Origin of the sequence: Bacillus sp. AFS012607 (assembly GCF_002558005.1) — a bacterium.
GTDB lineage: Bacteria > Bacillota > Bacilli > Bacillales > Bacillaceae_G > Bacillus_A > Bacillus_A thuringiensis_S.
On record NZ_NTVM01000010.1, the window covers coordinates 282798 to 305773 of the forward strand.

Consider the following 22976-nt stretch of genomic DNA (forward strand, 5'->3'; position numbering starts at 1 on the left):
TTCACTTATTAGATAGTAACGTCGCGTAAGCATTGAATCGCACAGAAACAGCTTAAATCAACAGTAATGCAAGTAGATGTCGATACTAGTCTTGCATTTGGTACAGCTAAAAACGTACAAATTGGGTCATCAGTAGGTGGTACAGGAGAACTATCACCTAATACTACACTTAATACACGTAGTACAGCACAGCTATCATCATCTACACTTTCCACACGGAAAATTGGAGAACGGCAGCTAGTAAGGCTTGCAGATGGTGCAAATGCTTCAAATGGCGCTCCAGCTTTTGTGTATAAAATAAAAGGACGTGTATTTGCTACTGATGCAGTATTGTGTGCACCTAAAAATGGAATTTCACAACCAGATCCACACGTTGTTGTAGAACAATCTTGTAATTCATTGATGAATTTTACAACGTCAACTACACAATGAGAAGAGCCATGGTGTTTATTTTCGTTACAACTCATTAATGTCACTCCTTATCTTCTTGTTTGTATTTACATTAATAAGATATTGGAGTCGAGGAGATTTGGTCACAATCTCAAGACCTTTTTTTTTAAATAGGCGAAAGAAGATAAGGGAAGGTGGAATTATGCTGTTTACAAGCTGGCTTTTATTTTTTATTTTCGCGTTAGCAGCCTTTAGGCTCACTCGTTTAATTGTTTATGATAAAATTACAGCCTTTTTGCGAAGACCATTTATTGATGAATTAGAGATTACGGAGCCAGATGGAAGTGTATCAACGTTTACAAAAGTGAAAGGTAAAGGATTAAGAAAGTGGATTGGCGAATTATTAAGCTGTTATTGGTGTACAGGTGTATGGGTTAGTGCTTTTTTATTAGTTTTATATAATTGGATTCCTATCGTTGCGGAGCCGTTACTTGCATTATTAGCTATTGCAGGAGCAGCAGCAATCATTGAAACGATTACAGGATATTTTATGGGAGAATAATATATTTTCATAATAAGAGAAAAAGCGGAGTTTAAAAGAATGAGGGAACGGAAATAAAGAGTTGTTCATATAGTAAATAGACAGAATTGACAGTAGAGGAGATGTTTGCTGTGAGCAATAATCCTAGGCAAAATTCATATGACCTGCAGCAGTGGTATCAAATACAGCAACAGCACCATGCACAACAACAGGCATATCAAGAACAATTACAACAACAAGGATTTGTGAAGAAAAAGGGATGCAATTGTGGGAAAAAGAAGAACACAATAAAACACTATGAAGAATGAAACACTCATGTTACTGTGAGTGTTTTTTATTATACATATAAAAAGCGGTATTTCTGTATTAGAAATACCGCTTTTTACTAGCTAATTTGTGCAACTGTTAATGCTGCTGCACGGATGTCTACAGTTCCAATTAACTCAACTGGTACAATTTGAATTAAGTCACCAGGATTTAAGTTAATAAGAATAACACCGCTGGATACGTCTACTTCACCAGTACCAATAACGTTAGAACGAACCGCTGTACCTGATCCAGGAATAATGTTAGCTGGCGTACCTAATGATAAGAAGAAACGACCAGCTTCTGGTGCAACAGGTGCATTATCAAGACTAATTGTTAATGTATAACTGATTTGATAAATACCAGCTCGTAGAATTCGAATACCATCTCCAACACTTACTGTATCATTTATTACAGGAACAGTAATATTTGGGTTTGGACTTACACTAGGTAATAGTAGTGGTGTAAATAGTGAAGCGAACTGAGGTGCAGACGCGTTGAAAGCAAAACCGAAGGCAGGTAGTGTACTAGCTGGTTTTGCCTCGCAATCAATTTTAGTAAATTCGCAATCAGAAGAGAACATGTTTTTCACTCCTTTATCTGTTTCTACTTTCAGTTAATGAAAAGGACAGGTTCTATGTTCTAGACAAGTTCCCAATTTTAAGAAATTTACATAATAATACTCGTTAAGCATGGATTGGGTGGCAGAATTATCTGCCACCCAATCCATACTTAACGCATTATTTAGTTTTAAATTGTAACATCGCGTAAGCATTGAATCGCACAGAAGCAACTTAAATCAACAGTAATGCAAGTAGAGGTTGATACTAATCTTGCATTTGGTACAGCTAAAAACGTACAGATGGGATCGTCAGTAGGTGGTACAGGGGAGTTATCACCTAATACTACAGTTAATACACGTAATACAGCACAATCATCATCATCTATACTTTCTACGCGGAAAATTGGAGATCGGCAGCTAGTAAGACTTGCTGATGGTGCAAATGCTTCAAAAGGTGCTCCGGCTTTTGTGTATAAAATAAAAGGACGTGTATTAGCTACTGATGCAGTGTTATGTGCACCTAAAAATGGAACTTCGCAACCAGATCCACATGTTGTTGTTGCACAGTCTTGCAGTTCATGTATAAAGCGAACGACATTCGATACACAGTTGAAATCACAATCATGTTCATGATGGTCTTCGTTACAATTGCAGCTCATTATGTTCACTCCTTATCGTGAGTTCTGACATACACTATTACAATATGAGTGGGATATGGCTGATATTACGTTAATTCTCACGATAAAAACAAGGAATTTATATAGGAGGGATGTACATAATGTGATATAAAAAAAGACATCCTTATTTAGTGGATGTCTTTTCAGGTAAATCTTTTCGCACAGTATATAAAAAACGAGATATATCTAATTTCTTTCCTCTGAAAAATTGCGGAGAAGAAATGTAAAGCTCTTCTTTCGCACGTGTAATGGCGACATACAGTAATCGGCGTTCTTCTTCTAACGCTTCAGAAGTTTCCGTAATACGATCATTTGCATCTTTTAAAGAAGAAGTATGGGGCAGGATTCCATCACTCGCTCCAAGTAAAAAGACACATGGAAATTCAAGGCCTTTTGCGTTATGAATTGACATAAGTGAAACGGCATCTTTTTGCGGCATTGTTTTTAATGCTTCCATTTCCTTTTGACCTTGAATCGCCTCGTCGATAAATTGTAAATAAGCTGGAATATCGGTGAAACGAGTTGCAGACTCCATTAATTCTTCCAACATTTCTTCTTGTATGTCTTTATGCATCGTAAAGGAAGAACGATCGTTACTTTGTAAGTACTCTAAATATTTTCCTTTACCATGTATGATTTCTTTTAATGCTTTTTTCGGTTCTAATTCTTTAATAAATTTAATAAAATCGATGCGCTCATTTACCTTTTTCACTTGAAAAGGTTTTAAGCTCGGATTTAATAATAAGAAATGAAGAAGAGAAGGAAAACGGCCTTCACCATATTTCCATTGTTCACGTTCAATAAATGAAATACAATCATCACGTCCGATATACATCGTCGGCAATATGTTTGAAAGTGATTCTAGTCGAAACGGCTCAATCACGAGTCTTAAATGATCTAATACAGGCTTAATTAAAGAATGTTCATAAAATGATTGGCTCGCCCCGTGTTTAATAAACGGAATTTTATGAATGGTAAGCTGATCAAGTAACGAACGGCTTACAGAATGTGTGCGATACAGTAAACAAAAATCTTTATAGTTTCGGTCACCGCTATCTACTTTTTCTTGAATGAGCTGCAAAATTTGATTTGCTTCATCAAGAGTTGTAGCAGGTCTTGCATAAAAAGGTTGTACACCTTCCTCACGAACGGAGTATAGCTCTTTATCAAAACGTTCTTGATTTAATTTTATAACTTCATTTCCAAGCCCGACGATAAAGGGATTGGATCGATAATTCGTATTTAGTGCAATGATTGTTGTGTTATCAAATTCTTTTGGAAAAGATAAAATAATTTGGTGACTTGCCCCTCGCCAGCCATAAATTGCTTGATCATCATCACCTGCGATGAACAAATTATTTCTTGGCGTGGCTAACAATTTTACAATTTCATATTGTGCATAGGATGTATCTTGAAACTCATCTACTTCAATGTAGTGAAAACGTTGTTGTAATTGAGTTAGTAAAGGAGCATTATTTTCTAACATATAATATGTTTCCAATAAGATGTCATCGAAATCAATATAATTGTATCGTTGTTTTACCTCTTCAAAACGTTCATATACTTCTTTAAATTCTTGTTCGACTGGCGTTTTCGCCTTTACATCTTTCGGACGATTTAATTTGTTTTTCTCAAGTGAAATCATCGCGAGGATCGTTTCCGAATCATAATCGTCTTTTAAACGCAATTCTTTTAAGATTTTCTTTATCATAATTTGTTTATGTTTTTCATTTGCTAAAATTTGCTGATTATACCCTTGACTACGAAGCAATTTTAAGAAAACAGAGTGGAATGTACCAGCAACAACGTAGCTACTTGCTGCATGATTCATACCTGGTAACTTTGCAACACGACTTCGGATTTCTTCAGCTGCTTTTTGTGTAAATGTAAGTAATAAAATATTTCTTGGATGAACTTGTTTTACATTTACTAAATAACCAACGCGAGTTGTTAAAACAGATGTTTTCCCGCTTCCAGCACCAGCTAGTGTAAGAACAGGACCTTCTGTTGTGCGCACGGCTTCTAATTGTTTTTCGTTTAAAAAAACATTTTGTTGTTCGAGAGCGCGGAAATAAGCCGCATCTACATCTTCTTCCATAATTAAATGGGTAGATGTTTTCGGAGTATGATATGTCGCACGCGGAATATCAGCGTGTGTTAACGATTTTTGTGAAAATTTTTCTTGTGTCATATATTCACCTTCAAAACTATAGCATCAACATTTAACTTTAGCGGAAGAAAAAGAAAATAGCAATGTAAAAAAACAGGAGGGGTCACCTCCTGCTTTCAAATCACAATTCTTTTATCATTACGACGTGCGGGATATTTGCTTCCATAAATACATCAGAACTCGTTACATATCCAAGTTTTTTATAGAAATCTTCAGCATGTGTTTGAGCATGAAGTTTCAATTTTGGTAGCGAATTTTCCTTTGCATACGCTTCAAGCGCATCCATAACAATTTTTCCGATGCCTTTTTTTCGATGGGAACCTAGCACGCAAATGCGTTCCACTTTTCCTATACCATCAAGGGTGCGAAAACGTCCAGCACCAACTGGAACATCATTGTCATATATAACAACGTGTGTTGAAGTTTCTTCAAACTCATCGTACTCTTCTTCAGCAGAGACACGTTGTTCATTTACAAACACTTGTTTACGTACAGAGAATGCATCTCTTAGTTGTTCGTCCGTTTGTACAATCTGTGCGTGCAAATTAGTTGTTCCCCTTTCCAAGATGGAATGTTTCGTGTACAGTCCATGTTCCATTTTCTAATTGATATAGAAGATGGAAACGATCAATTGGTTGTTCATAATAGAAATCTTTCATACGTAATCGCCCCAATACATCAGCATGCTCTGCATCTGATAAGCCTTGTCCGATTGTTAAGTGAGGTACGAAAGCATATTCGCGTTCTTGCGTGAATAACCCGCCATGCATTTCTTCATTTAAGAAAGTAAGTTCAGGTGTTTTTTCTACTTTAAAATAAAGGACGTTATTAACAGGTGCGAATGAACCGACTTTCCCAACATGAAGGGTGAAAGGGTTCGTTTTACCTGCGATTGTATGTAGCTCGTTTACAATCGATTCTAATTGTTCATCTTGCGTCTCAAAGGGTGTTTTCAATGTAATATGTGGCGGAACTAATGCGTAGTGTGGGTCATAACGCTTACGCAATCCGTTCGCTTTATCTTGAATCATTTTAGATGGAAAAATTACAATGCCTAATTTCATGTTCCAATTCCTCCCTTTGTAAGTCTAGTTAGATTTTGAGATAAATAGATCTCTTCGTCTATTATATCAAATTATTCTGAATACTGCTCTCTATTATTTCATTGATAGAATATGAGAGAAGGCTTTTGGTAAATCAGTTTGCCAATATTTCCAAGTATGATTACCTTCAAACTCTTCGTAATGCGTAATGAAATTTCTATCTGTAAGAAGTGTATTTAACTCACGGTTCGGTTCTACGAAATCAGATACTTGTCCATCAGTACGCTTTACAGCCGTTTCTTCTGTGCCGATGACGTGATACAGTTCTAATGCTTGTGGATCTTTGAAGTCTTTTGCTAAGTTCATTACTGTCTCATCCACAAATGGTGATTGCATAACGACTTTACCGAATGTATGCGGATACATAAGTGCAGTCATAAAGGAAACTGTTCCGCCAAGAGAATCACCAATTAAAACACGACCTTTTCCCATTTGGTACGTTGGATAATTTTCATCAATATATGGTGCAAGTTCATGAGCAAGGAAACGTATATATGCAGCATTTTTTACTTCATTTGGGAAATATTTTTCTTTACGATCATGTACATTTTTATATGGAATACCGACAATAATTGTACGGTCAATTTCTTCAGTTTCACGAAGGCGCTCAATTACACGATGCGCTTTACCGAGCTGAAAATAATCTCTACCATCTTGTGCAATTACAACTGTATGTTTGTGCAGTGGTGTGTAATTTACTGGTAAATAAACGAGAAGTGTAACGTCTTCTTGAAGTGATGCGCTATAAAATGAAATTTCTTCAATTCTCCCTATTGTTTGACTCATGTAGATCCCCCTAAATAAAAATTTACTGTAACGATTGTAAGAGCGACGCTTGTAGTGAAAAAGGAAATAAATATTCACTAATTGGTGCCTTAATTTCTATTTTACCATAATGGTACGAAGAATCTAAAAAATTAGTATTTAAGTCACGAAAGAAAACGGATATAATGAAGTGGGATTTTTGACAGGTGAGAGGGGAGACAGGATTTGAAACAAGAAAAGTCAATCGCACTACCATTAGCTATTTCTATAATTGCCATTTCTTTTGCAGCAGTTTTTGTAAAGATGTCCTCAGCACCATCTTCTATTTTAAGTATGTACCGCTTATGGATTATCGTACTTATTATGCTGCCTATCGTATGGAAAAAACGGGAAGATTTTAGTAAGATTCAAATAAAAGATTGGGGATTTTTAATTGGATCTGGTTTCTTTTTAGCACTTCATTTTCTATTATGGTTTGAATCTTTAAAGCATACGACAGTTGCGAGTTCGACGATTATTTTAGCGCTTCAACCAATCGTATCTTTAATTGGAGGTTTTTTCTTATTTAAAGAAAGAACAACATACTCAGCTATTGCAACGATGGGAATTGCGATATTAGGCGTAATGTGTATTGGTTGGGGAGATTTAGGGCTAAGTGAACAAGCAATTTATGGAGATATATTATCCTTTTTAAGTGTAATAGCGGTTGTCGGTTATTTATTTATCGGGCAAACGACAGTAAAGAAAGTATCACACTGGATTTACAGCTTTACAGTTTTTGCATTCGCAGGTATTTTTATGGGAATTTATAATATAGTATTGCAAGTGCCTTTTACAGGTTATACGAAGTGGGATTGGACCGTTTTTCTTTTACTTGCGGTTGTCCCGACAGTGTCACACGTCATTAATAATTGGTTATTAAACTACGTAAATGCAACAACAATTTCAATGAGTATTTTAGGAGAACCCGTTGGAGCATCTATACTAGCGTTCTTCTTACTCGGTGAAAGACTAAATGCCATGCAAATTATCGGTAGCATGCTCGTATTATTTGGTGTATCTGTTTTCTTACTACAGCAACAAAAACGAACAGCAAAAAATGTAATAAACGAGCCGGCGTATACACAGGAATTATAATGTTAGAGGAGAAAAGAGAAGTTGTGATACTTCTCTTTTTGTTTTATATAAATACGGGTGTGGAAGGGGGAAGGAAATGGAATTCCCATCAAAAAAAGATGTATGGCTATATCCGATTTTTTTCGTTGTCATTGGAGCGTGTTTTGCTCCCCTATTTGCAGGTAGAGAATATTTTCTTTTATTTTTTACAATTTCATTAGCGATATTATTTATTTGGAGTTGGTTTTCGACAAAATACATCGTCGGAGAAGAAACAATTACAATTAGATCAGGTTTCGTTAAAAAGCGCATATTTATACGAGATATAAAACAAGTTTTAAATACAAAAAATCCAATAGCAGCCCATGCATTGTCATTTGATCGACTTGAAATTGTTTATGGTGCACATCAAACAGAAATTATTTCTCCTAAAGATAAAGAGCAATTCATCAATCTTGTTAAAAGTAAAAATCCACACATTGAAATAAAGTAAAAGAGTGGCTTCGTAGCCACTCTTTTACTTTGGATTTGTCATATAAGGTTGTACGTGAATGATACATAGGTCACGGAACTTTCCTTCAGCAGTTGTGACAATTACGACTGCTCTACCTGCACTTTTTCCAGTAATCGTTACCGTGTCCCCCTTTGGATACAGTGTGATAACATCAGCATTCATATTCGTCCAAAGAAGTTCTTTATTTGTTGCCTGCATTGGCAAAACGGAAGCTGATAACTCAGTGCTTTGGCCAGTTCTTACTTTTAACTTATTTTTTTCCATATGAACACCGATGACTGAAATAACAGAAGGAGCAATTGTAATTTTAGGTGGATTAGGTTGTATGTTCAAACAAGACGCAGAAGTATTGGTGATAGGTGAAAATTTTCGTGTTTGTTGTTGCTGGAAAGCTGCTAACATATTGGAGTCCCCTTTCTGTATAAGTGCTGATAGTAATACTATAAAGGAGTAGTGTTACGTTTAATTTAACGAAACATAAAGAAATTGTTAAATTCGAGCAGAAGATCGTCGAACTTTGATATAAAGAAAGCTCTGCTGATACGATAACAGCAGAGCTTTCCCTTTATAGATTATGACTATGTTGTTTTTCGAAATTCTCAAATTGCTCTTCAACTTCTTTTGAAGGTTGTGTTAGTAAACTAACAATTACGATAGCTAGTAAACTAATAGCGAAACCTGGAATCATTTCATATAAGAAATCTTTTAAGAATTTGAATTGAGTCCATATAATAACAGTAGCGGCACCAGAAACCATACCAGCAAGCGCGCCCCATTTCGTCATACGTTTCCAATATAAGCTTAATAAAATAGCAGGTCCGAATGAAGAACCGAACCCAGCCCAAGCATATCCAACAAGAGCTAAAATCGTATCATTTTGTTTAAGTGCTAATGCACATCCAATTAAAGCAATAACAAGAACAGCCATACGCCCGACAAATACAAGTTCTTTATCAGAAGCATCACGCTTAAAGAATGTTCTATATAAGTCTTCTGTTACTGCACTCGAAGTAACGAGAAGTTGAGAAGAAATTGTACTCATAATAGCTGCTAAAATAGCTGCTAATAAAAATCCAGTAATAAGTGGATGGAATAAAATAGTGCCAAGTTCAACGAAAATCGTTTCTGGATCAGAAAGTTTTAAACCTGCTTTTGAATAGTATGCAATACCGATAAGGCCAGTAAACATAGCTCCAGCAACAGAGAAAATCATCCAGCTCATACCAATACGTCGTGCACTTTTAATTTCTTTTACAGAAGAAATCGCCATAAAGCGTACAATAATATGTGGTTGTCCAACATAACCAAGGCCCCATGCGAATAATGAAATAATTCCTAATACAGAAGTACCTTTAAAAATATCTAATAATGCCGGATCGATAGATTTAATTGTTTCAAATGCTGGACCAAGTCCATTTACGTGCATAATTGTTACGACTGGAACAAGAATAAGAGCGACTACCATAATGATTCCTTGCACGAAGTCTGTCCAACTTACAGCTAAAAATCCACCAAATAATGTGTAAGCTACGACAACTCCACCAACGATAAGAAGACCAACATGGTAATTGAGTCCAAATGAATTTTCGAATAATACAGCACCAGAGACAAATCCTGAAGCTACATAAAACGTGAAAAATATCATAATAACAAGTCCAGATACTAAACGTAGCATATGGGATTTGTCGTGGAAACGGTGTTCCAAAAATTCTGGGATAGTAATAGAGTTATTTGCAATTTCAGAGTAGGTACGTAAGCGAGGAGCGACATAAAGCCAGTTTGCATATGCGCCTAATGTTAGGCCAATCGCAATCCAGCTACTACTTAATCCAACGCTAAACATTGCACCGGGTAAGCCCATTAAAAGCCAACCACTCATATCAGCTGCTCCAGCACTTAATGCTGTTACTGCGGGGCCTAGTGTACGCCCGCCAAGCATATAATCTGTTAAGTTGGATGTTTGCTTATAAGCGAAATAGCCGATAATTAGCATCCCGAGCATGTAAATAGAGATAGAAGTTAAAATTAACATCTGCGTACTCATGTAGTTCCCCTTTCTTTTGTCAGGTCTTTTGATGCGTTATGCATATTTATCCCGCATGAACGGGCAGTAAAACTCCCACCTTAAAATTGGATGGGCAAGGAAGTTAGGTGGGAGATCAACTGCCCGTAAATGCCCGATTAGTTCAACTAATAATCAGTGGGGGATGAACAAACCCCCCACTTATTAAAGTTTCACTTTATAATCTATCATGATTATTCTGAAAAATCCATATAGAAATATGAATTTTCAGAAATGTAAGCGTTTTTTGATGTGATTTTACTTTTTTAATATATAATATTCATACAAAAAACCTTATTTTTAATAGAGTATTTATTATATTTACATAAAAAGAGGTTGTTTTGTCAATATAATATTGAAAGGAAAGAAAAATAAAATTTTTAAAAAAGTATTGACTTGTGAAAAAAGTCAGGTCTATAATGAGTGCAACTTAAAAAAATGCAAGCGTTGATGAAGAAGAGTACACATGATGAACATGTCAGAGAGCTGATGGTTGGTGCGAATCAGTATGGAATTGATGTGGAATGGGCTTCGGAGCTTCCAAACCGAAACGAAAGAAGTAGGCTTTGGCGACATGATCTCATCGATACAAGAGACACGTATTGTTTTTGATACGGTAAAGTGCGTTACATTTGTAACGAATTAAGGTGGCACCACGGGAGTACCCGTCCTTTCTATAGGATGAGTACTCCCTTTTTGTGTATAAAAAATTAAATAAATGAAATCGTTTAAGTAAGAAGAGTACGTATATTGGAGACGTTACAGAGAGCCGGGAATAGGTGGGAGCCCGGTACGGTGCCATATACGGAATGGGCTTACGAGAGGTATGCTGAACAATTATTTTCAGTAGGCAACCCGGGTTCCGCCGTTACAAGGATAAGGTATAAATTTTGTACCTGAACAAAGCGGGATGCTTTTGCATCCAACACGAGGTGGTACCGCGGTATATTTATCGTCCTCTACATATTTTCGATATGTAGGGGACTTTTTTATTTTTCAGAGTGAGGTGAAGGACATGATGACGAAAGAAGAATTTATAAAACAAAAAAGAGAGAGAAAGACATTTTTAGTAATCACTGAAGAAGAAGGAGATAGCATTACGCCAATTTCTTTATATAGACGTATGAAAGGGAAGAAGAAATTTTTATTAGAAAGTTCACAGCTTCATCAAGATAAAGGGCGTTATTCTTACTTAGGATGTAATCCTTATGGAGAGGTGACAAGCGTTGGTACGGAAGTAGAAAGAATGATATATGGGCAAACAGAAAAGTTAAAAGGTAACGTACTACAAGTGTTAGAAGAAGTAATCGCATCATCACAAGTAGATAGCCCATTTCCATTTTGCGGAGGAGCAGTTGGTTATATTGGATATGATGTCATTCGGCAGTATGAAAACATTGGAGCGGATTTACACGACCCATTAAATATTCCGGAAGTACACCTTTTACTATATCGTGAGTTTATCGTTTACGATCATTTACGCCAAAAGTTGTCGTTTGTATATGTATGCAGGGAAGATGATTCAGCAGATTATGAGGAAGTATACGAAAGGCTACGAGTATACAAAGAGGAAGTGCTACAAGGAGAAGAAGCTGAAGTAAATGCAATACAATCCACATTATCATTCACTTCTTCTATAACGGAAAAAGAGTTTTGTGAGATGGTAGAAATGGCGAAAGAACATATAAGAGCTGGGGACATATTCCAAGTCGTACTGTCACAGCGTTTGCAAAGTGAATGTATTGGTGATCCATTCGCGTTATACCGAAAACTTCGAATTGCAAATCCATCACCATATATGTTCTATATCGATTTTCAAGATTATGTTGTACTCGGTTCTTCACCGGAAAGTTTGCTATCAGTAAGGGAGAATAAAGTGATGACGAATCCAATTGCTGGTACGAGGCCGAGGGGGAAAACGAAGAGGGAAGATGAGGAAATCGAAAAAGAACTGTTGGAAGATGAGAAAGAACGAGCGGAGCATATGATGCTTGTAGATCTTGGGCGAAATGATATTGGCAGAGTGAGTGAAATTGGATCCGTGACGATAGATAAATATATGAAAGTAGAAAAATATTCTCACGTTATGCACATTGTATCTGAAGTTTACGGAACATTGCGAAAACAAACGAGCGGATTTGATGCGCTAGCGTATTGCTTACCAGCAGGGACAGTTTCTGGAGCTCCGAAAATTAGAGCGATGGAAATTATAAATGAGCTAGAGAATGAAAAAAGAAACGTATACGCCGGAGCAGTTGGATACGTTAGTTTTTCAGGGAATCTTGATATGGCACTTGCCATTCGAACGATGGTCGTAAAGGATGAAAAAGCATACGTTCAGGCCGGAGCAGGAGTCGTTTACGATTCAGATCCAGTAGCTGAATATGAAGAAACATTAAATAAAGCGAGAGCGCTATTGGAGGTAATGAAATGATTGTACTAATTGATAATTATGATTCATTTACTTATAACTTGTATCAACTGTTAGGTGAATACGAAGAAGATATTGTAGTCGTAAGAAATGATCAAATAACGATAGAACAGCTAGAAGAGATGAATCCAACAGGAATTGTGCTTTCACCAGGACCAGGAAAACCAGAGGATGCTGGTATTTGTATCGAAGTGATTCGTCATTTTTATAAGAACGTTCCCATATTAGGGATTTGTCTTGGCCACCAAGCGATCATAGCCGCATTTGGAGGAGACATTGTTAGAGCAGAACGTATTAAACACGGAAAAACATCGCGTGTGAAACATAACGGAACGTCAATCTTTTCATACGTTACACAGCCGCTGACGGCGATGCGCTATCATTCCCTTGTTGCAGAGCAAACGAGCTTGCCAGATTGTTTTGACATATTAGCGACAGCGATGGACGACGGAGAAATAATGGCAGTCTGTCACAATTATTATCCGCTCTTCGGATTACAGTTTCATCCGGAATCAATCGCAACAGAAGAAGGCGGAAAGTTAATACGTGCCTTTTTAACAGAAGTAAAAGAGGAGGAAAGAGTATGAATAACTATCTTCGTAAATTAGTGGAGGGTCAACATTTAACAGAAGAGGAAATGTATAAAGCAGGACTACTTTTATTAAGTGAAAACATATTAGAAAGTGAAATTGCAGCTTTCTTAGTCTTACTGAAAGCGAAAGGTGAAACTGCAGAAGAAATATACGGTCTCGTTCGAGCTCTTCGCGAAAAGGCATTGCCGTTTTCGAACCATATACAAGGAGCAATGGACAATTGCGGGACGGGTGGTGACGGTGCTCAAACGTTTAATATTAGCACAACATCAGCATTCGTACTGGCAGGAGCAGGTGTAAAGGTTGCAAAACATGGTAATCGTGCCGTTTCTAGTAAAACAGGAAGTGCAGACTTATTAGAAGAACTAGGTGTAAATATTAGTAGTACGCCAAACGAGATTGATTATTTACTAGAGCATGTGGGCATTGCCTTCTTATTTGCACCAGCAATGCATCCAGCACTAAGGCGCATTATGAAAATAAGAAAAGAGTTAAACGTGCCGACAATCTTTAATTTAATTGGTCCTTTAACAAATCCAGTGAATTTAGAAACACAATTTGTCGGTATTTATAAACGAGATATGTTATTACCAGTTGCACAAGTATTACAAAAGTTAGGCCGGAAACAAGCGCTTGTCGTAAATGGAAGTGGTTTTTTAGATGAAGCGTCATTACAAGGGGAAAATCAAGTAGTCCTTTTAAAAGATAATGAAATAGTAGAAATGAATATTGATCCAGAAAATTATGGTTTTTCAAGAGTGAAAAATGAAGAAATTAGAGGGGGGAATTCACAAGAAAATGCAAAGATTACAGTCGGCGTATTGAGTGGAGAAAAGAGTGTTTACCGCGATACAGTGTTATTAAATGCAGGTCTAGCCCTTTTTGCAAATGGAAAAACAGAAACGATTGAAGAAGGAATTAAACTAGCAACACATAGCATTGACTCTGGAAAAGCATTAACCAAATTAAACTTATTAATTGCAGCAAGCAACGAAAAATTAGAAAGGGTGAACTAAAGTGGGGACGATTTTAGATAAAATTGTAGAACAGAAGAAAAAGGAAGTTGCGGAGTTATATGAAACGTATACACCAGTCAAAACAAAAAGAAAGACACATTCACTTGTAGAAGCGTTACAGCAGTTTACTGTCATTGCAGAAGTAAAGCGAGCATCACCATCAAAAGGAGATATCAATTTACACGTTGACGTACGAAAACAAGTGGGAACATATGAAGACTGCGGGGCAGGAGCAGTATCTGTTTTAACAGATGGTCAATTTTTTAAAGGATCGTTTCACGATTTACAAACAGCAAGAGAAGAAAGTAACATTCCGCTTTTATGTAAAGATTTCATAATCGATAAGATTCAAATCGATAGAGCGTATGAAACGGGAGCAGATATTATTTTACTAATCGTAGCAGCGTTAACGAAAGAAAAGTTAAAAGAGTTGTATAGCTACGTGTTAGAAAAAGGATTGGAAGCGATTGTTGAAGTTCATGATGAACAGGAATTAGAAACTGCGATCCAACTAAATCCACATGTTATTGGCATTAATAATCGTAATTTAAAAACGTTCGAAGTAGATTTAAGCCAAACTGAAAAGTTAGGAAAACGATTGAATGAGGAGAAATTACTTTGGATTAGTGAAAGTGGCATTCATTCAAAAGAAGATATTACCCGCGTTAAAAGAGCTGGAGCAAAAGGTGTATTAGTTGGAGAGGCACTTATGACATCATCTTCTATTAGTAGCTTTTTTGAAGATTGTAAGGTGAATATATGAAAGTGAAAATTTGTGGTATTACTGATGTTGAAACAGCAAAATGTGCTTGCGAATACGGAGCAGATGCAATCGGATTTGTTTTTGCAGAAAGTAAGCGGAAAATTACTCTGGGGCTAGCGAAAGAAATTATTGGGGAGCTTCCAGCACACGTATTAAAAATCGGGGTTTTCGTAAATGAATCAGTTGAAGTGATTCAGAAGATTGCAGATGAGTGCGGGTTAACGCATGTGCAACTACATGGGGATGAAGAGAATCATCAAATTAGAAGATTGAATATTCCGTCTATAAAATCGCTAGGAGTAACTTCAGAGAGTGATATGAAAAGCGCTCAAGCATATGAAACGGATTATATATTGTTTGATAGCCCGAAAGAAAAGTTTCATGGAGGAAATGGAAAGACATTTTCATGGGAATTACTTGGGCATATGCCAAAAGAGTTGCGAAAGAAAACGATATTAGCTGGTGGATTAAACATCCTTAACATAGAAGAAGCAATTCGAACTGTTCGGCCATATATGGTCGATGTAAGTAGCGGAGTAGAGACAGAAGGAAAGAAAGATCTAAAGAAAATAAAACAATTTATTATAAAATCGAAGGAGTGTTCCAAATGAACTACGCATATCCAGATGAAAAAGGTCACTACGGTATATACGGAGGACGATACGTTCCAGAAACGTTAATGCAATCTGTATTAGAACTAGAAGAAGCATATAAAGAAGCGATGCAAGATGAAGCGTTTCAAAAGGAATTAAATCATTATTTAAAAACGTACGTTGGAAGGGAAACACCGCTTTATTTCGCTGAAAATATGACGAAGTATTGCGGTGGTGCAAAGATTTATTTAAAACGTGAAGATTTGAACCATACAGGAGCTCATAAAATTAACAATACAATCGGTCAGGCACTACTTGCAGTACGAATGGGCAAGAAAAAAGTTGTCGCTGAAACAGGAGCAGGACAACACGGAGTGGCAACTGCTACTGTATGTGCCCTACTCGGATTAGAATGCGTCATCTTTATGGGAGAGGAAGATGTGAGACGTCAAAAATTAAATGTGTTCCGAATGGAATTACTCGGAGCGAAAGTAGAAAGTGTAGCGGCAGGTAGCGGCACATTAAAAGATGCAGTGAACGAGGCGCTTCGCTACTGGGTTTCACACGTGCACGATACACACTACATTATGGGATCCGTTCTCGGGCCACATCCATTCCCGCAAATTGTCCGTGATTTCCAAAGTGTAATTGGAAATGAAACGAAAAAACAATATGAGGCGTTAGAAGGAAAGTTACCAGAAGCAGTCGTTGCTTGTATTGGCGGTGGTAGTAATGCGATGGGCATGTTTTATCCGTTCGTACACGATGAAGAGGTCGCTCTTTACGGCGTAGAAGCAGCAGGGAAAGGCGTTCATACAGAAAAGCATGCAGCAACTTTAACGAAAGGAAGCGTCGGTGTTTTACACGGATCAATGATGTATCTTCTGCAAAACGAAGAAGGGCAAATTCAAGAAGCGCACTCTATTTCAGCAGGACTCGATTATCCAGGTGTTGGTCCAGAACATAGCTTGCTAAAAGATATTGGCCGCGTTTCTTATCATTCAATTACTGATGATGAAGCGTTAGAAGCATTTCAATTATTAACGAAAAAAGAAGGAATTATTCCGGCTTTAGAAAGCTCACATGCTGTCGCATATGCATTAAAATTAGCGCCGCAAATGAAGAAAGACGAAGGACTTGTCATTTGCTTATCAGGCCGCGGTGATAAAGATGTAGAGAGTATAAAACGTTATATGGAAGAGGTGTGAAAAATGGGAGTAGAAAAAATTAAAGCAGCGTTTGAAAATGGTAAGAAAGCATTTATTCCGTACGTAATGGGCGGAGATGGTGGACTTGAGAAATTAAAAGAAAGAATTCGTTTTCTAGACGAAGCAGGAGCAAGCATCGTTGAAATTGGTATCCCGTTTTCAGATCCAGTTGCAGATGGCCCAACGATTCAAAGAGCAGGGAAGCGAGCGCTAGATAGCGGTATAACAGTAAAAGGAATTTTTCAAGCATTAATAGAGGTAAGGGAAGAAGTGCAAATTCCGTTTGTACTCATGACATATTTAAATCCAGTACTCGCATTTGGAAAAGAACGATTCATCGAAAACTGCATAGAAGCAGGTGTAGACGGCATCATCATTCCAGACTTACCATATGAAGAACAAAATATTATTGCGCCGTTACTTCGAGAGGCAAACATTGCGCTAATTCCACTCGTTACCGTAACGAGCCCAATTGAGCGAATCGAAAAAATTACGAGTGAATCAGAAGGATTCGTCTACGCTGTTACAGTAGCGGGCGTAACGGGAGTACGTCAAAACTTTAAAGAGGAGATTCGTAGTTACTTAGAAAAAGTAAAATCACACGTCAACTTACCAGTAGTCGCAGGATTCGGTATTTCAACAAAAGAACATGTAGAAGAAATGGTTACAATATGTGACGGAGTTGTTGTTGGAAGTAAGATCATTGAGCTTTTAGAAAATGAAAAACGAGAAGAAATATGTGAATTAATATATGCAACAAAACAAAAAGAAGAGGCGTAAGTCTCTTCTTTTTGTTTTGCGTAATAAATGTTAAAATATACAGAAAATACATTTAATTCAGAGGTGAGAAGGCATGCTAAGACGCAAATTACTGTATCTTCTTTTAACTATACCACTATACGCTTGGCTCATTAGCATGGCGAAAATAGAGTTGATGGCTCTATTTTTAGGATATGTATTTATCTTTTCCAACTTAAATCGCATTCAAGAACAGTCTATTTTAGAAATATGTCTATTTTCGATTAGTATAGAATTATTTAGTATCGTTTCGATTGTATTATTAAACGAATTATTTCTACGGATTCATTCATTTACATTAATGAAATTTTGGAATATTATATTGCAAGCAATATGTACTTACATTGTGTTTGTTGTGTTAGAAAAAATAATTGGGCAGCAGACAGTTTTTCAGAATAATAGAAAATGGGGTGAATGAAAAGGGGCCAAACGGCTCCTTTTTTGAATCTGTTGTAAAAACAATTGAAAATTATGTCATCTGTTATATAATAGTTAAAAATTGTATTTTAAACGAAATGAGATGATAACATGGCCATATTGTTGGCACTTATCCCAATTATGATGATTTTCATTTGTTTATTTTTATTTAAACAAACGTCATTAAGATCCTCGTTAATTTCTTATGCAGTGTCTGTCGGAATCGTTTTACTCTCGCCAACGTTTCGATTAGGGATAAGTGAAACTGTGCACGCAACGATTAAAGGATGGTTAATTTGTTTTATTGTCGGGTACGTTTTATTTTTCGGTATTTTTTTATTTCACCTCATGAACAAAATGGGATACATCGATCAAGTAGCACGTTTTTTAGAAGAAATCACACATGATCGCTTATTACAAATGCTGCTTATGTGTTTTGGCATTTGTCCGCTTATTGAATCAGTAAGTGGATTTGGTATTGGATTCATGGTTGCAGCACCTATTTTTCTTTCGCTAGGCTATAAACCATTTCAAGCTGTACTGCTCTCATTCATCGGCTTACTAGCTAGTTCATGGGGCGCAATGGCAACGGGTACGATTATCGGTTCGCAGCTAATAAATATGCCTCTTACAACACTTGGTACAAATACAGCGCTATTAAGTATTCCGATGTTTGCTTACTTCGTTATTCTTTCTTTACACGTTGTTGGCGGCTGGCAAGCGGTTATAGAAAAGTGGAAAGAAGGAGTAGGGTTCTTTCTATTATTTTCTCTCGGAATATATCTTTCTAATGCGTACGTAAGTGTTGAACTAGCCGGGATATTAAGTTCTATCGTTACGATTACATTTGGCTTTCTTATCATTAAATTAAAAGGAAAAAGTGGGCAAAATCTTATAACAGAACATGCCGCTGCAACGGAGAGAGAAGTATCCATTATAAAAATTATTAGCCCTTATATATTTCTAACAGTTTGTATTTTACTTTCTCGCCTCGTTCCAGCATTACATGATTTGTTCAGATCATATGCGGTTCTTGATTTGAAATCATACTCTTATAAACTAGAGTTACTATATTCACCAGGATTTTGGCTCGGTATGACTTGCTTATTTACTATTATTTTCTTCCGCATCCCGTCTAATATTATTAAACAATCATTCTCACAAACGATCAAACAATGGATTCCATTTGCTATTACGACGACAATGTTTATCGCCATTTCAGAACTAATGGGTGCATCAGGCATGCATTCATTACTCGCAAAGACAGCTGGTGATACATTTGGAACCTTTTTCGTTTTCGTTGCGCCGTTTATTGGCGCTATTGGTGGATTTTTAACAGGTAGTAACGCAGGATCAAATGCAATGTTTATAAAACTACAAATGCAAACCGCACAAAACGTAGCACTCCCGTGGCAATATGTCACAACACTTCAAAACACCGCATCATCAGTAGCGACAATCGCTTGTCCATCACGGATTACACTAGGTGCTTACTTATGTAATATCCCTTACCGTGAAAATGAACTATTAAAGAAGACGACGTTAATGATCTTTGGTGCGGTTTTGCTTGTAGTGGTAGAGGTTATTGTTTGGTATATGTTGAGAAATTAAAAATCCTCCTAACATAGGAGGATTTTTTTTATGAATGGATAATGTTTTAAATATGAAAAGCTTCTACTAAGTCAACAACCCGCCACTTAACACCCTTACGGGTCGTTTGAAGTGGGGGCTTGCGTCTGTCGGAGTTCGACAGTGCTTCTACCCTCATAGAGAGCAACTACGCTTATTCCTACCCAGTAGTACGAACGAGCAATGCTCTCCTACCTTAGTATGGTGGAGCATAAGGACGGTTGACTTCGCCCCTACCACAAGAGCTATACTCCTGTGGTAACTACACTGATATGCTTAATTCCCTTACGGTGTAGATTCATCGCACCAATACGGTCATCATTTGATTGGTATTGGCAATTTTTACACTTAAAAGTGTGTAGCTTTTTATTACGATTCGCTTTTTCAATGTTTCCGCACTTAGGGCAAGTTTGGGAAGTATATTTGGGGTCTACCACAATTACCTTTTGTCCATTCAATTCAGCTTTATACTCAAGCATTTGACGGAACTGATAGAAAGCCCAAGATACAGAAACATAGCGGTTTTTCACTCGTACTTTCTCTGTCGCAGAACGAACCCCTGTTAAGTCTTCTAAAACAAACATAGTACCTCTAGGGTATGCCTCAACGAGTGCCTTTGTAATTTGATGGTTTACATCAGTTACATAACGGTTTTCTCTTGAGCCAATTTGTTTTATTTTCTTACGAGAAGATGGTGTTTGTCGTGTTTGTAATTGCTTACGAGTAGCTTTAAATTTACCACGCTTATGTTTAACAATATTTCCGTTGTAGAAGGTTGTTTTGCCCTGACTATCATAAGTGGTTGCAAGGAAGTTGATTCCTAAATCAACACCAACGATGTTGTTTACATCTGCGAAATCTAATGTTTGGTACTCTTTTGTCATCGGGATATGTAAGAACCACTTTTTGTACTTATGCACTAATTTAGCAGTACCAAATTTCCAAGTGCTGTTGAAGTATTTCTTCATAGCCTTACGCTCATAATTTAGTTTTAGGCGACCTTCAAGCGTGTTTACACTAAATTGGTTTTTGGTTAGTGAATAATCTCGATTCCAGACTAAATCATATTCTGCAAGTTTGAAGTCAATCAAAGACCATTCATGTCCATTTGATTTAGCCGACTTGTAACGAGCAATTACAGTTTTCATCACAGATTGAGCCATTTGACTTTTTAACCTAAATTGATTTCGCAAATCAGAATAATATAAGTTATTGAGATTTACTTGATTAAGGTTCTTTGTTTCAAATATGTGTTTTGATAACCAATTACAAGCCTTGCGGTAAGCGTTCGTTGTTATCTTTAGACTTTCAGCTTGATTATCGGAAACATGGATTTGTATTTTTGCAGTAATTGTAGGCATTATTTTCACCGCCTTTCACAAATTAAATTGTAACAGATTTTTAGTGAAAGCAAACAACTTAAGTAGAGAAAGTAGGAGGCAAGGTGGAAGTTTCAGATACTTGATATGGTACAGAATCTTAGGATTTTTAACGTACCATACCGTATCTGCCGGCAATTCCTCCCCCACTTATCGTTGGGCTATCGCCCTTCACACGATTGAAGTAGGGGGTATCCTTGCCGATTTTAGATGAATAGGAGATGAAATGTATGCCCCTAAAAAACTACGGTGTGTTAAAAGGTACAGTTATACAATCAAAGATTGGAAAAGGGAAAACACCTCATTATCAAGTTCATTTACAAGATGAAGTAGGAGTAGATTATCGTATTGCAATTAACGTAAAATCGCAAAGTTATCCGTCAGAAGTTTTATATTTTGCGAGTAACAATATTAAATCAGAAGCGATTCATATTTTACCGACATTACCATTCGGTTTTACAGAAATAAAAAACAATGAACCGAAAGTGGCTTTAGATTATGTAAGAGGAAATCTATTTGATTCAAAACAAATGATTCCTTTGCCTCCCGAAAAAGCAGGAGCAGATAATGATTTAAACGAAAAAATAGAACGTTATATAAAGCGAGCGATAGAAGAAAAAGCGATTATTTACGCGTTTGGTGAAAGATGGGGACCAGAAGAAAACACACCAGATTCCTATTTTCATTTCAAACCAGGAAACGGTATACATGATATTCACATGAATCAAGGGAATGTAGAGAAATGGAAAGGTGATAATGGCATATGGCAAGACGGAGGGATACTCATTCACTTTGAAAAGGAAGAAGAATGGATTGGTATCTTTCTTGCATTCCAATCACAGTCATGGTGTACCGATGAAGAAGGGCATGCTCGTGTGCCTGTTGAGCATTGTGATTATAAGGGGAATAATTAATAAGAAGAGGGCGTTCAAAAAGAACGCCCTCTTCTTATTTTATAAAACGAAAAACTAACGAGTGTAGAAAGACAAGAGAAAAGCAGTGCTACACTAGAAAACGCAATGAGATACATATTATATTTCATAACCTGTCCAATTAGCTGGTTACTGTCGTATTGAAACAGTCCCGCTATGATGTTGAATAAAAATAAAACGATAAACATGACGATAACTCCGTCTATTGATCCTTTAATGTCTGGTTTACTTAAAGCGATATGTGCGGAAATACAAATGGCGATAAATAAAAATAACCAAAAGGAAGGATTCAATAAATTGCCGATTGTAAATAAGCTTTTCAATAATACAAACGTCGACAAGAGCATGTTTTGAATCATTTCTACATTAATAGAAGTAGAAGCGATCGTTTTTTCGAGAGTTGTATTAAATAAAAAATATGATTCTGGTACGAAATAGCGCATTAAAAGGATTAATGCAGTAATACCAGAAATAATAGGCCCGATGCCGATGAAGAAATTCCCAATTCGTTGATACACACTTTTTTGATTGTATTGATGTTGTACGTAACCTAATGCTCCTTGACTTGTATCTGTTGGGAAAAACTGCGTTGCTACAATTTTATGACGGAACAGTACGCACATAATGGCATGTCCAAGTTCGTGGATCGGAACACCAATCCACGCCGTTAAAAGGAATCCTTTTCTTCCGAAAGCCCTCGACCAATACATTCGTGTTAGTGATTCTAAATAACCTAATAGAAATCCAATTACAATGATAACGCCAATTAAGGAAAATAATTGGATTACGCTTGTAAGGAGTATTTGAAAAATTGAGTTTACCAATTCCATTGTCTTTCATCCAATCTGTTAAAAATGTTATTTGTTCTGTTTCATAATAGCATTATTTTTCAAGATTGCTAGCATATATAATTTCTTTTGAAAGAAGGATTTCAGAATCTTTTTCTTGTAGTCATGTTTTATGTACAAAGTCATATATTGAATTTGTAACACCCTATATGGTATATGCTTA

25 protein-coding genes and 2 other annotated features are annotated in these 22976 nt (G+C 36.7%); of the genes, 14 read left to right on the forward strand and 11 right to left on the reverse strand.

Going from position 1 to position 22976, the window contains the following annotated elements:
* Positions 1–8 precede the first annotated feature (8 nt).
* On the reverse strand, positions 9–467 hold the full coding sequence (gene exsY, locus CN409_RS11825; RefSeq protein WP_001277734.1) for an exosporium assembly protein ExsY: 459 nt from the start codon (positions 465–467) through the stop codon (positions 9–11).
* A 125-nt stretch (positions 468–592) separates the two neighbouring features.
* Here exsY and CN409_RS11830 point away from each other — a divergent pair, with 125 nt between their 5' ends.
* Together CN409_RS11830 and CN409_RS11835 are read left to right on the forward strand one after the other, a co-directional pair.
* The gene (locus CN409_RS11830; RefSeq protein ID WP_000899662.1) at positions 593–952 is read left to right on the forward strand and encodes a DUF1360 domain-containing protein; all 360 of its coding nucleotides are present in this window, start codon (positions 593–595) and stop codon (positions 950–952) included.
* 101 nt (positions 953–1053) lie between these two features.
* A complete protein-coding gene (locus CN409_RS11835; RefSeq protein ID WP_014894818.1) occupies positions 1054–1239 on the forward strand; it encodes a hypothetical protein in 186 nt (61 codons plus the stop codon).
* Positions 1240–1316: 77 nt separating this feature from the next.
* On the opposite strand, the gene exsF is transcribed toward CN409_RS11835, so the two are convergent.
* The 6 genes from exsF to CN409_RS11865 form a co-directional block, all read right to left on the reverse strand.
* Complete coding sequence (gene exsF / locus CN409_RS11840; protein WP_000492933.1) at positions 1317–1820, reverse strand: exosporium protein ExsF; 504 nt, start codon at positions 1818–1820, stop codon at positions 1317–1319.
* Positions 1821–1987: 167 nt separating this feature from the next.
* Positions 1988–2458, reverse strand: a complete 471-nt coding sequence (cotY, locus tag CN409_RS11845; protein ID WP_001277697.1) for a spore coat protein CotY — start codon at positions 2456–2458, stop codon at positions 1988–1990.
* A 142-nt stretch (positions 2459–2600) separates the two neighbouring features.
* Complete coding sequence (locus CN409_RS11850; RefSeq protein WP_000191211.1) at positions 2601–4667, reverse strand: ATP-dependent helicase; 2067 nt, start codon at positions 4665–4667, stop codon at positions 2601–2603.
* A gap of 100 nt (positions 4668–4767) precedes the next feature.
* Positions 4768–5190 carry a GNAT family N-acetyltransferase gene (locus tag CN409_RS11855; RefSeq protein ID WP_000543309.1) on the reverse strand — a complete coding sequence of 141 codons (423 nt, stop codon included), beginning with the start codon at positions 5188–5190 and terminating at the stop codon, positions 4768–4770.
* Between the two features lies 1 nt (position 5191).
* Positions 5192–5710 (reverse strand): YjcG family protein, encoded by a 519-nt coding sequence (locus CN409_RS11860; RefSeq protein WP_000765871.1) that lies wholly within the window; start codon positions 5708–5710, stop codon positions 5192–5194.
* 93 nt (positions 5711–5803) lie between these two features.
* Positions 5804–6535, reverse strand: a complete 732-nt coding sequence (locus CN409_RS11865; protein ID WP_000084010.1) for an alpha/beta hydrolase — start codon at positions 6533–6535, stop codon at positions 5804–5806.
* Between the two features lie 204 nt (positions 6536–6739).
* Here CN409_RS11865 and CN409_RS11870 point away from each other — a divergent pair, with 204 nt between their 5' ends.
* Together CN409_RS11870 and CN409_RS11875 are read left to right on the forward strand one after the other, a co-directional pair.
* Positions 6740–7651 (forward strand): DMT family transporter, encoded by a 912-nt coding sequence (locus CN409_RS11870; protein ID WP_000806930.1) that lies wholly within the window; start codon positions 6740–6742, stop codon positions 7649–7651.
* A 76-nt stretch (positions 7652–7727) separates the two neighbouring features.
* The gene (locus CN409_RS11875) at positions 7728–8123 is read left to right on the forward strand and encodes a PH domain-containing protein (protein WP_000395656.1); all 396 of its coding nucleotides are present in this window, start codon (positions 7728–7730) and stop codon (positions 8121–8123) included.
* Between the two features lie 24 nt (positions 8124–8147).
* Here CN409_RS11875 and CN409_RS11880 read toward each other — a convergent pair whose 3' ends face one another.
* Positions 8148–8546, reverse strand: coding sequence for an Ig-like domain-containing protein (locus CN409_RS11880; protein WP_000878727.1), 399 nt, complete (start codon positions 8544–8546; stop codon positions 8148–8150).
* 163 nt (positions 8547–8709) lie between these two features.
* Entirely contained in the window at positions 8710–10188 is a 1479-nt protein-coding gene (putP, locus tag CN409_RS11885) for a sodium/proline symporter PutP (protein WP_000107191.1), read from the reverse strand.
* Between the two features lie 456 nt (positions 10189–10644).
* Positions 10645–10882 (forward strand) — a binding site (T-box leader).
* Between the two features lie 42 nt (positions 10883–10924).
* Positions 10925–11169, forward strand: a binding site (T-box leader).
* A gap of 52 nt (positions 11170–11221) precedes the next feature.
* Here putP and trpE point away from each other — a divergent pair.
* From trpE to CN409_RS11935, 9 genes are all read left to right on the forward strand, one after another.
* Positions 11222–12640: an anthranilate synthase component I gene (gene trpE, locus CN409_RS11895; RefSeq protein ID WP_002083083.1), complete on the forward strand. Its 1419-nt coding sequence runs from the start codon at positions 11222–11224 to the stop codon at positions 12638–12640.
* Complete coding sequence (locus CN409_RS11900) at positions 12637–13224, forward strand: aminodeoxychorismate/anthranilate synthase component II (RefSeq protein WP_063675109.1); 588 nt, start codon at positions 12637–12639, stop codon at positions 13222–13224. The genes trpE and CN409_RS11900 overlap by 4 nt, the downstream gene beginning before the upstream one ends.
* Positions 13221–14246 carry an anthranilate phosphoribosyltransferase gene (gene trpD / locus CN409_RS11905; protein WP_001067363.1) on the forward strand — a complete coding sequence of 342 codons (1026 nt, stop codon included), beginning with the start codon at positions 13221–13223 and terminating at the stop codon, positions 14244–14246. Before CN409_RS11900 ends, trpD begins: the two co-directional genes overlap by 4 nt.
* A 1-nt stretch (position 14247) precedes the next feature.
* On the forward strand, positions 14248–15009 hold the full coding sequence (gene trpC / locus CN409_RS11910) for an indole-3-glycerol phosphate synthase TrpC (RefSeq protein ID WP_000536711.1): 762 nt from the start codon (positions 14248–14250) through the stop codon (positions 15007–15009).
* Positions 15006–15620, forward strand: coding sequence for a phosphoribosylanthranilate isomerase (locus CN409_RS11915; RefSeq protein WP_086389845.1), 615 nt, complete (start codon positions 15006–15008; stop codon positions 15618–15620). The genes trpC and CN409_RS11915 overlap by 4 nt, the downstream gene beginning before the upstream one ends.
* Positions 15617–16810, forward strand: coding sequence for a tryptophan synthase subunit beta (trpB, locus tag CN409_RS11920; RefSeq protein WP_001105026.1), 1194 nt, complete (start codon positions 15617–15619; stop codon positions 16808–16810). The genes CN409_RS11915 and trpB overlap by 4 nt, the downstream gene beginning before the upstream one ends.
* Positions 16811–16813: 3 nt before the next feature.
* Positions 16814–17590 (forward strand): tryptophan synthase subunit alpha, encoded by a 777-nt coding sequence (gene trpA / locus CN409_RS11925; RefSeq protein ID WP_000537822.1) that lies wholly within the window; start codon positions 16814–16816, stop codon positions 17588–17590.
* A 73-nt stretch (positions 17591–17663) separates the two neighbouring features.
* Entirely contained in the window at positions 17664–18026 is a 363-nt protein-coding gene (locus CN409_RS11930; RefSeq protein ID WP_086389846.1) for a DUF4029 domain-containing protein, read from the forward strand.
* 110 nt (positions 18027–18136) lie between these two features.
* Entirely contained in the window at positions 18137–19636 is a 1500-nt protein-coding gene (locus CN409_RS11935; protein ID WP_000996271.1) for an L-lactate permease, read from the forward strand.
* A 263-nt stretch (positions 19637–19899) separates the two neighbouring features.
* On the opposite strand, the gene CN409_RS11940 is transcribed toward CN409_RS11935, so the two are convergent.
* On the reverse strand, positions 19900–21015 hold the full coding sequence (locus CN409_RS11940; protein WP_001142359.1) for an RNA-guided endonuclease InsQ/TnpB family protein: 1116 nt from the start codon (positions 21013–21015) through the stop codon (positions 19900–19902).
* A gap of 248 nt (positions 21016–21263) precedes the next feature.
* Here CN409_RS11940 and CN409_RS11945 point away from each other — a divergent pair, with 248 nt between their 5' ends.
* Positions 21264–21947: a DUF2278 family protein gene (locus CN409_RS11945; protein ID WP_001128581.1), complete on the forward strand. Its 684-nt coding sequence runs from the start codon at positions 21264–21266 to the stop codon at positions 21945–21947.
* A 14-nt stretch (positions 21948–21961) separates the two neighbouring features.
* Here the strand turns inward: CN409_RS11945 and CN409_RS11950 are convergent, their stop codons facing one another.
* Positions 21962–22795: a hypothetical protein gene (locus tag CN409_RS11950; protein ID WP_000424512.1), complete on the reverse strand. Its 834-nt coding sequence runs from the start codon at positions 22793–22795 to the stop codon at positions 21962–21964.
* Positions 22796–22976: the final 181 nt, after the last annotated feature.

Bases quoted from the DNA above. Each gene is read 5' to 3' on its own strand.
- exsY (WP_001277734.1), bottom strand. From the start codon at position 467: ATGAGTTGTAACGAAAATAAACACCATGGCTCTTCTCATTGTGTAGTT.
- CN409_RS11830 (WP_000899662.1), top strand. From the start codon at position 593: ATGCTGTTTACAAGCTGGCTTTTATTTTTTATTTTCGCGTTAGCAGCC.
- CN409_RS11835 (WP_014894818.1), top strand. From the start codon at position 1,054: ATGTTTGCTGTGAGCAATAATCCTAGGCAAAATTCATATGACCTGCAG.
- exsF (WP_000492933.1), bottom strand. From the start codon at position 1,820: ATGTTCTCTTCTGATTGCGAATTTACTAAAATTGATTGCGAGGCAAAA.
- cotY (WP_001277697.1), bottom strand. From the start codon at position 2,458: ATGAGCTGCAATTGTAACGAAGACCATCATGAACATGATTGTGATTTC.
- CN409_RS11850 (WP_000191211.1), bottom strand. From the start codon at position 4,667: ATGACACAAGAAAAATTTTCACAAAAATCGTTAACACACGCTGATATT.
- CN409_RS11860 (WP_000765871.1), bottom strand. From the start codon at position 5,710: ATGAAATTAGGCATTGTAATTTTTCCATCTAAAATGATTCAAGATAAA.
- CN409_RS11865 (WP_000084010.1), bottom strand. From the start codon at position 6,535: ATGAGTCAAACAATAGGGAGAATTGAAGAAATTTCATTTTATAGCGCA.
- CN409_RS11875 (WP_000395656.1), top strand. From the start codon at position 7,728: ATGGAATTCCCATCAAAAAAAGATGTATGGCTATATCCGATTTTTTTC.
- CN409_RS11880 (WP_000878727.1), bottom strand. From the start codon at position 8,546: ATGTTAGCAGCTTTCCAGCAACAACAAACACGAAAATTTTCACCTATC.
- putP (WP_000107191.1), bottom strand. From the start codon at position 10,188: ATGAGTACGCAGATGTTAATTTTAACTTCTATCTCTATTTACATGCTC.
- trpE (WP_002083083.1), top strand. From the start codon at position 11,222: ATGATGACGAAAGAAGAATTTATAAAACAAAAAAGAGAGAGAAAGACA.
- CN409_RS11900 (WP_063675109.1), top strand. From the start codon at position 12,637: ATGATTGTACTAATTGATAATTATGATTCATTTACTTATAACTTGTAT.
- trpD (WP_001067363.1), top strand. From the start codon at position 13,221: ATGAATAACTATCTTCGTAAATTAGTGGAGGGTCAACATTTAACAGAA.
- CN409_RS11915 (WP_086389845.1), top strand. From the start codon at position 15,006: ATGAAAGTGAAAATTTGTGGTATTACTGATGTTGAAACAGCAAAATGT.
- trpB (WP_001105026.1), top strand. From the start codon at position 15,617: ATGAACTACGCATATCCAGATGAAAAAGGTCACTACGGTATATACGGA.
- trpA (WP_000537822.1), top strand. From the start codon at position 16,814: ATGGGAGTAGAAAAAATTAAAGCAGCGTTTGAAAATGGTAAGAAAGCA.
- CN409_RS11930 (WP_086389846.1), top strand. From the start codon at position 17,664: ATGCTAAGACGCAAATTACTGTATCTTCTTTTAACTATACCACTATAC.
- CN409_RS11935 (WP_000996271.1), top strand. From the start codon at position 18,137: ATGGCCATATTGTTGGCACTTATCCCAATTATGATGATTTTCATTTGT.
- CN409_RS11940 (WP_001142359.1), bottom strand. From the start codon at position 21,015: ATGCCTACAATTACTGCAAAAATACAAATCCATGTTTCCGATAATCAA.
- CN409_RS11945 (WP_001128581.1), top strand. From the start codon at position 21,264: ATGCCCCTAAAAAACTACGGTGTGTTAAAAGGTACAGTTATACAATCA.
- CN409_RS11950 (WP_000424512.1), bottom strand. From the start codon at position 22,795: ATGGAATTGGTAAACTCAATTTTTCAAATACTCCTTACAAGCGTAATC.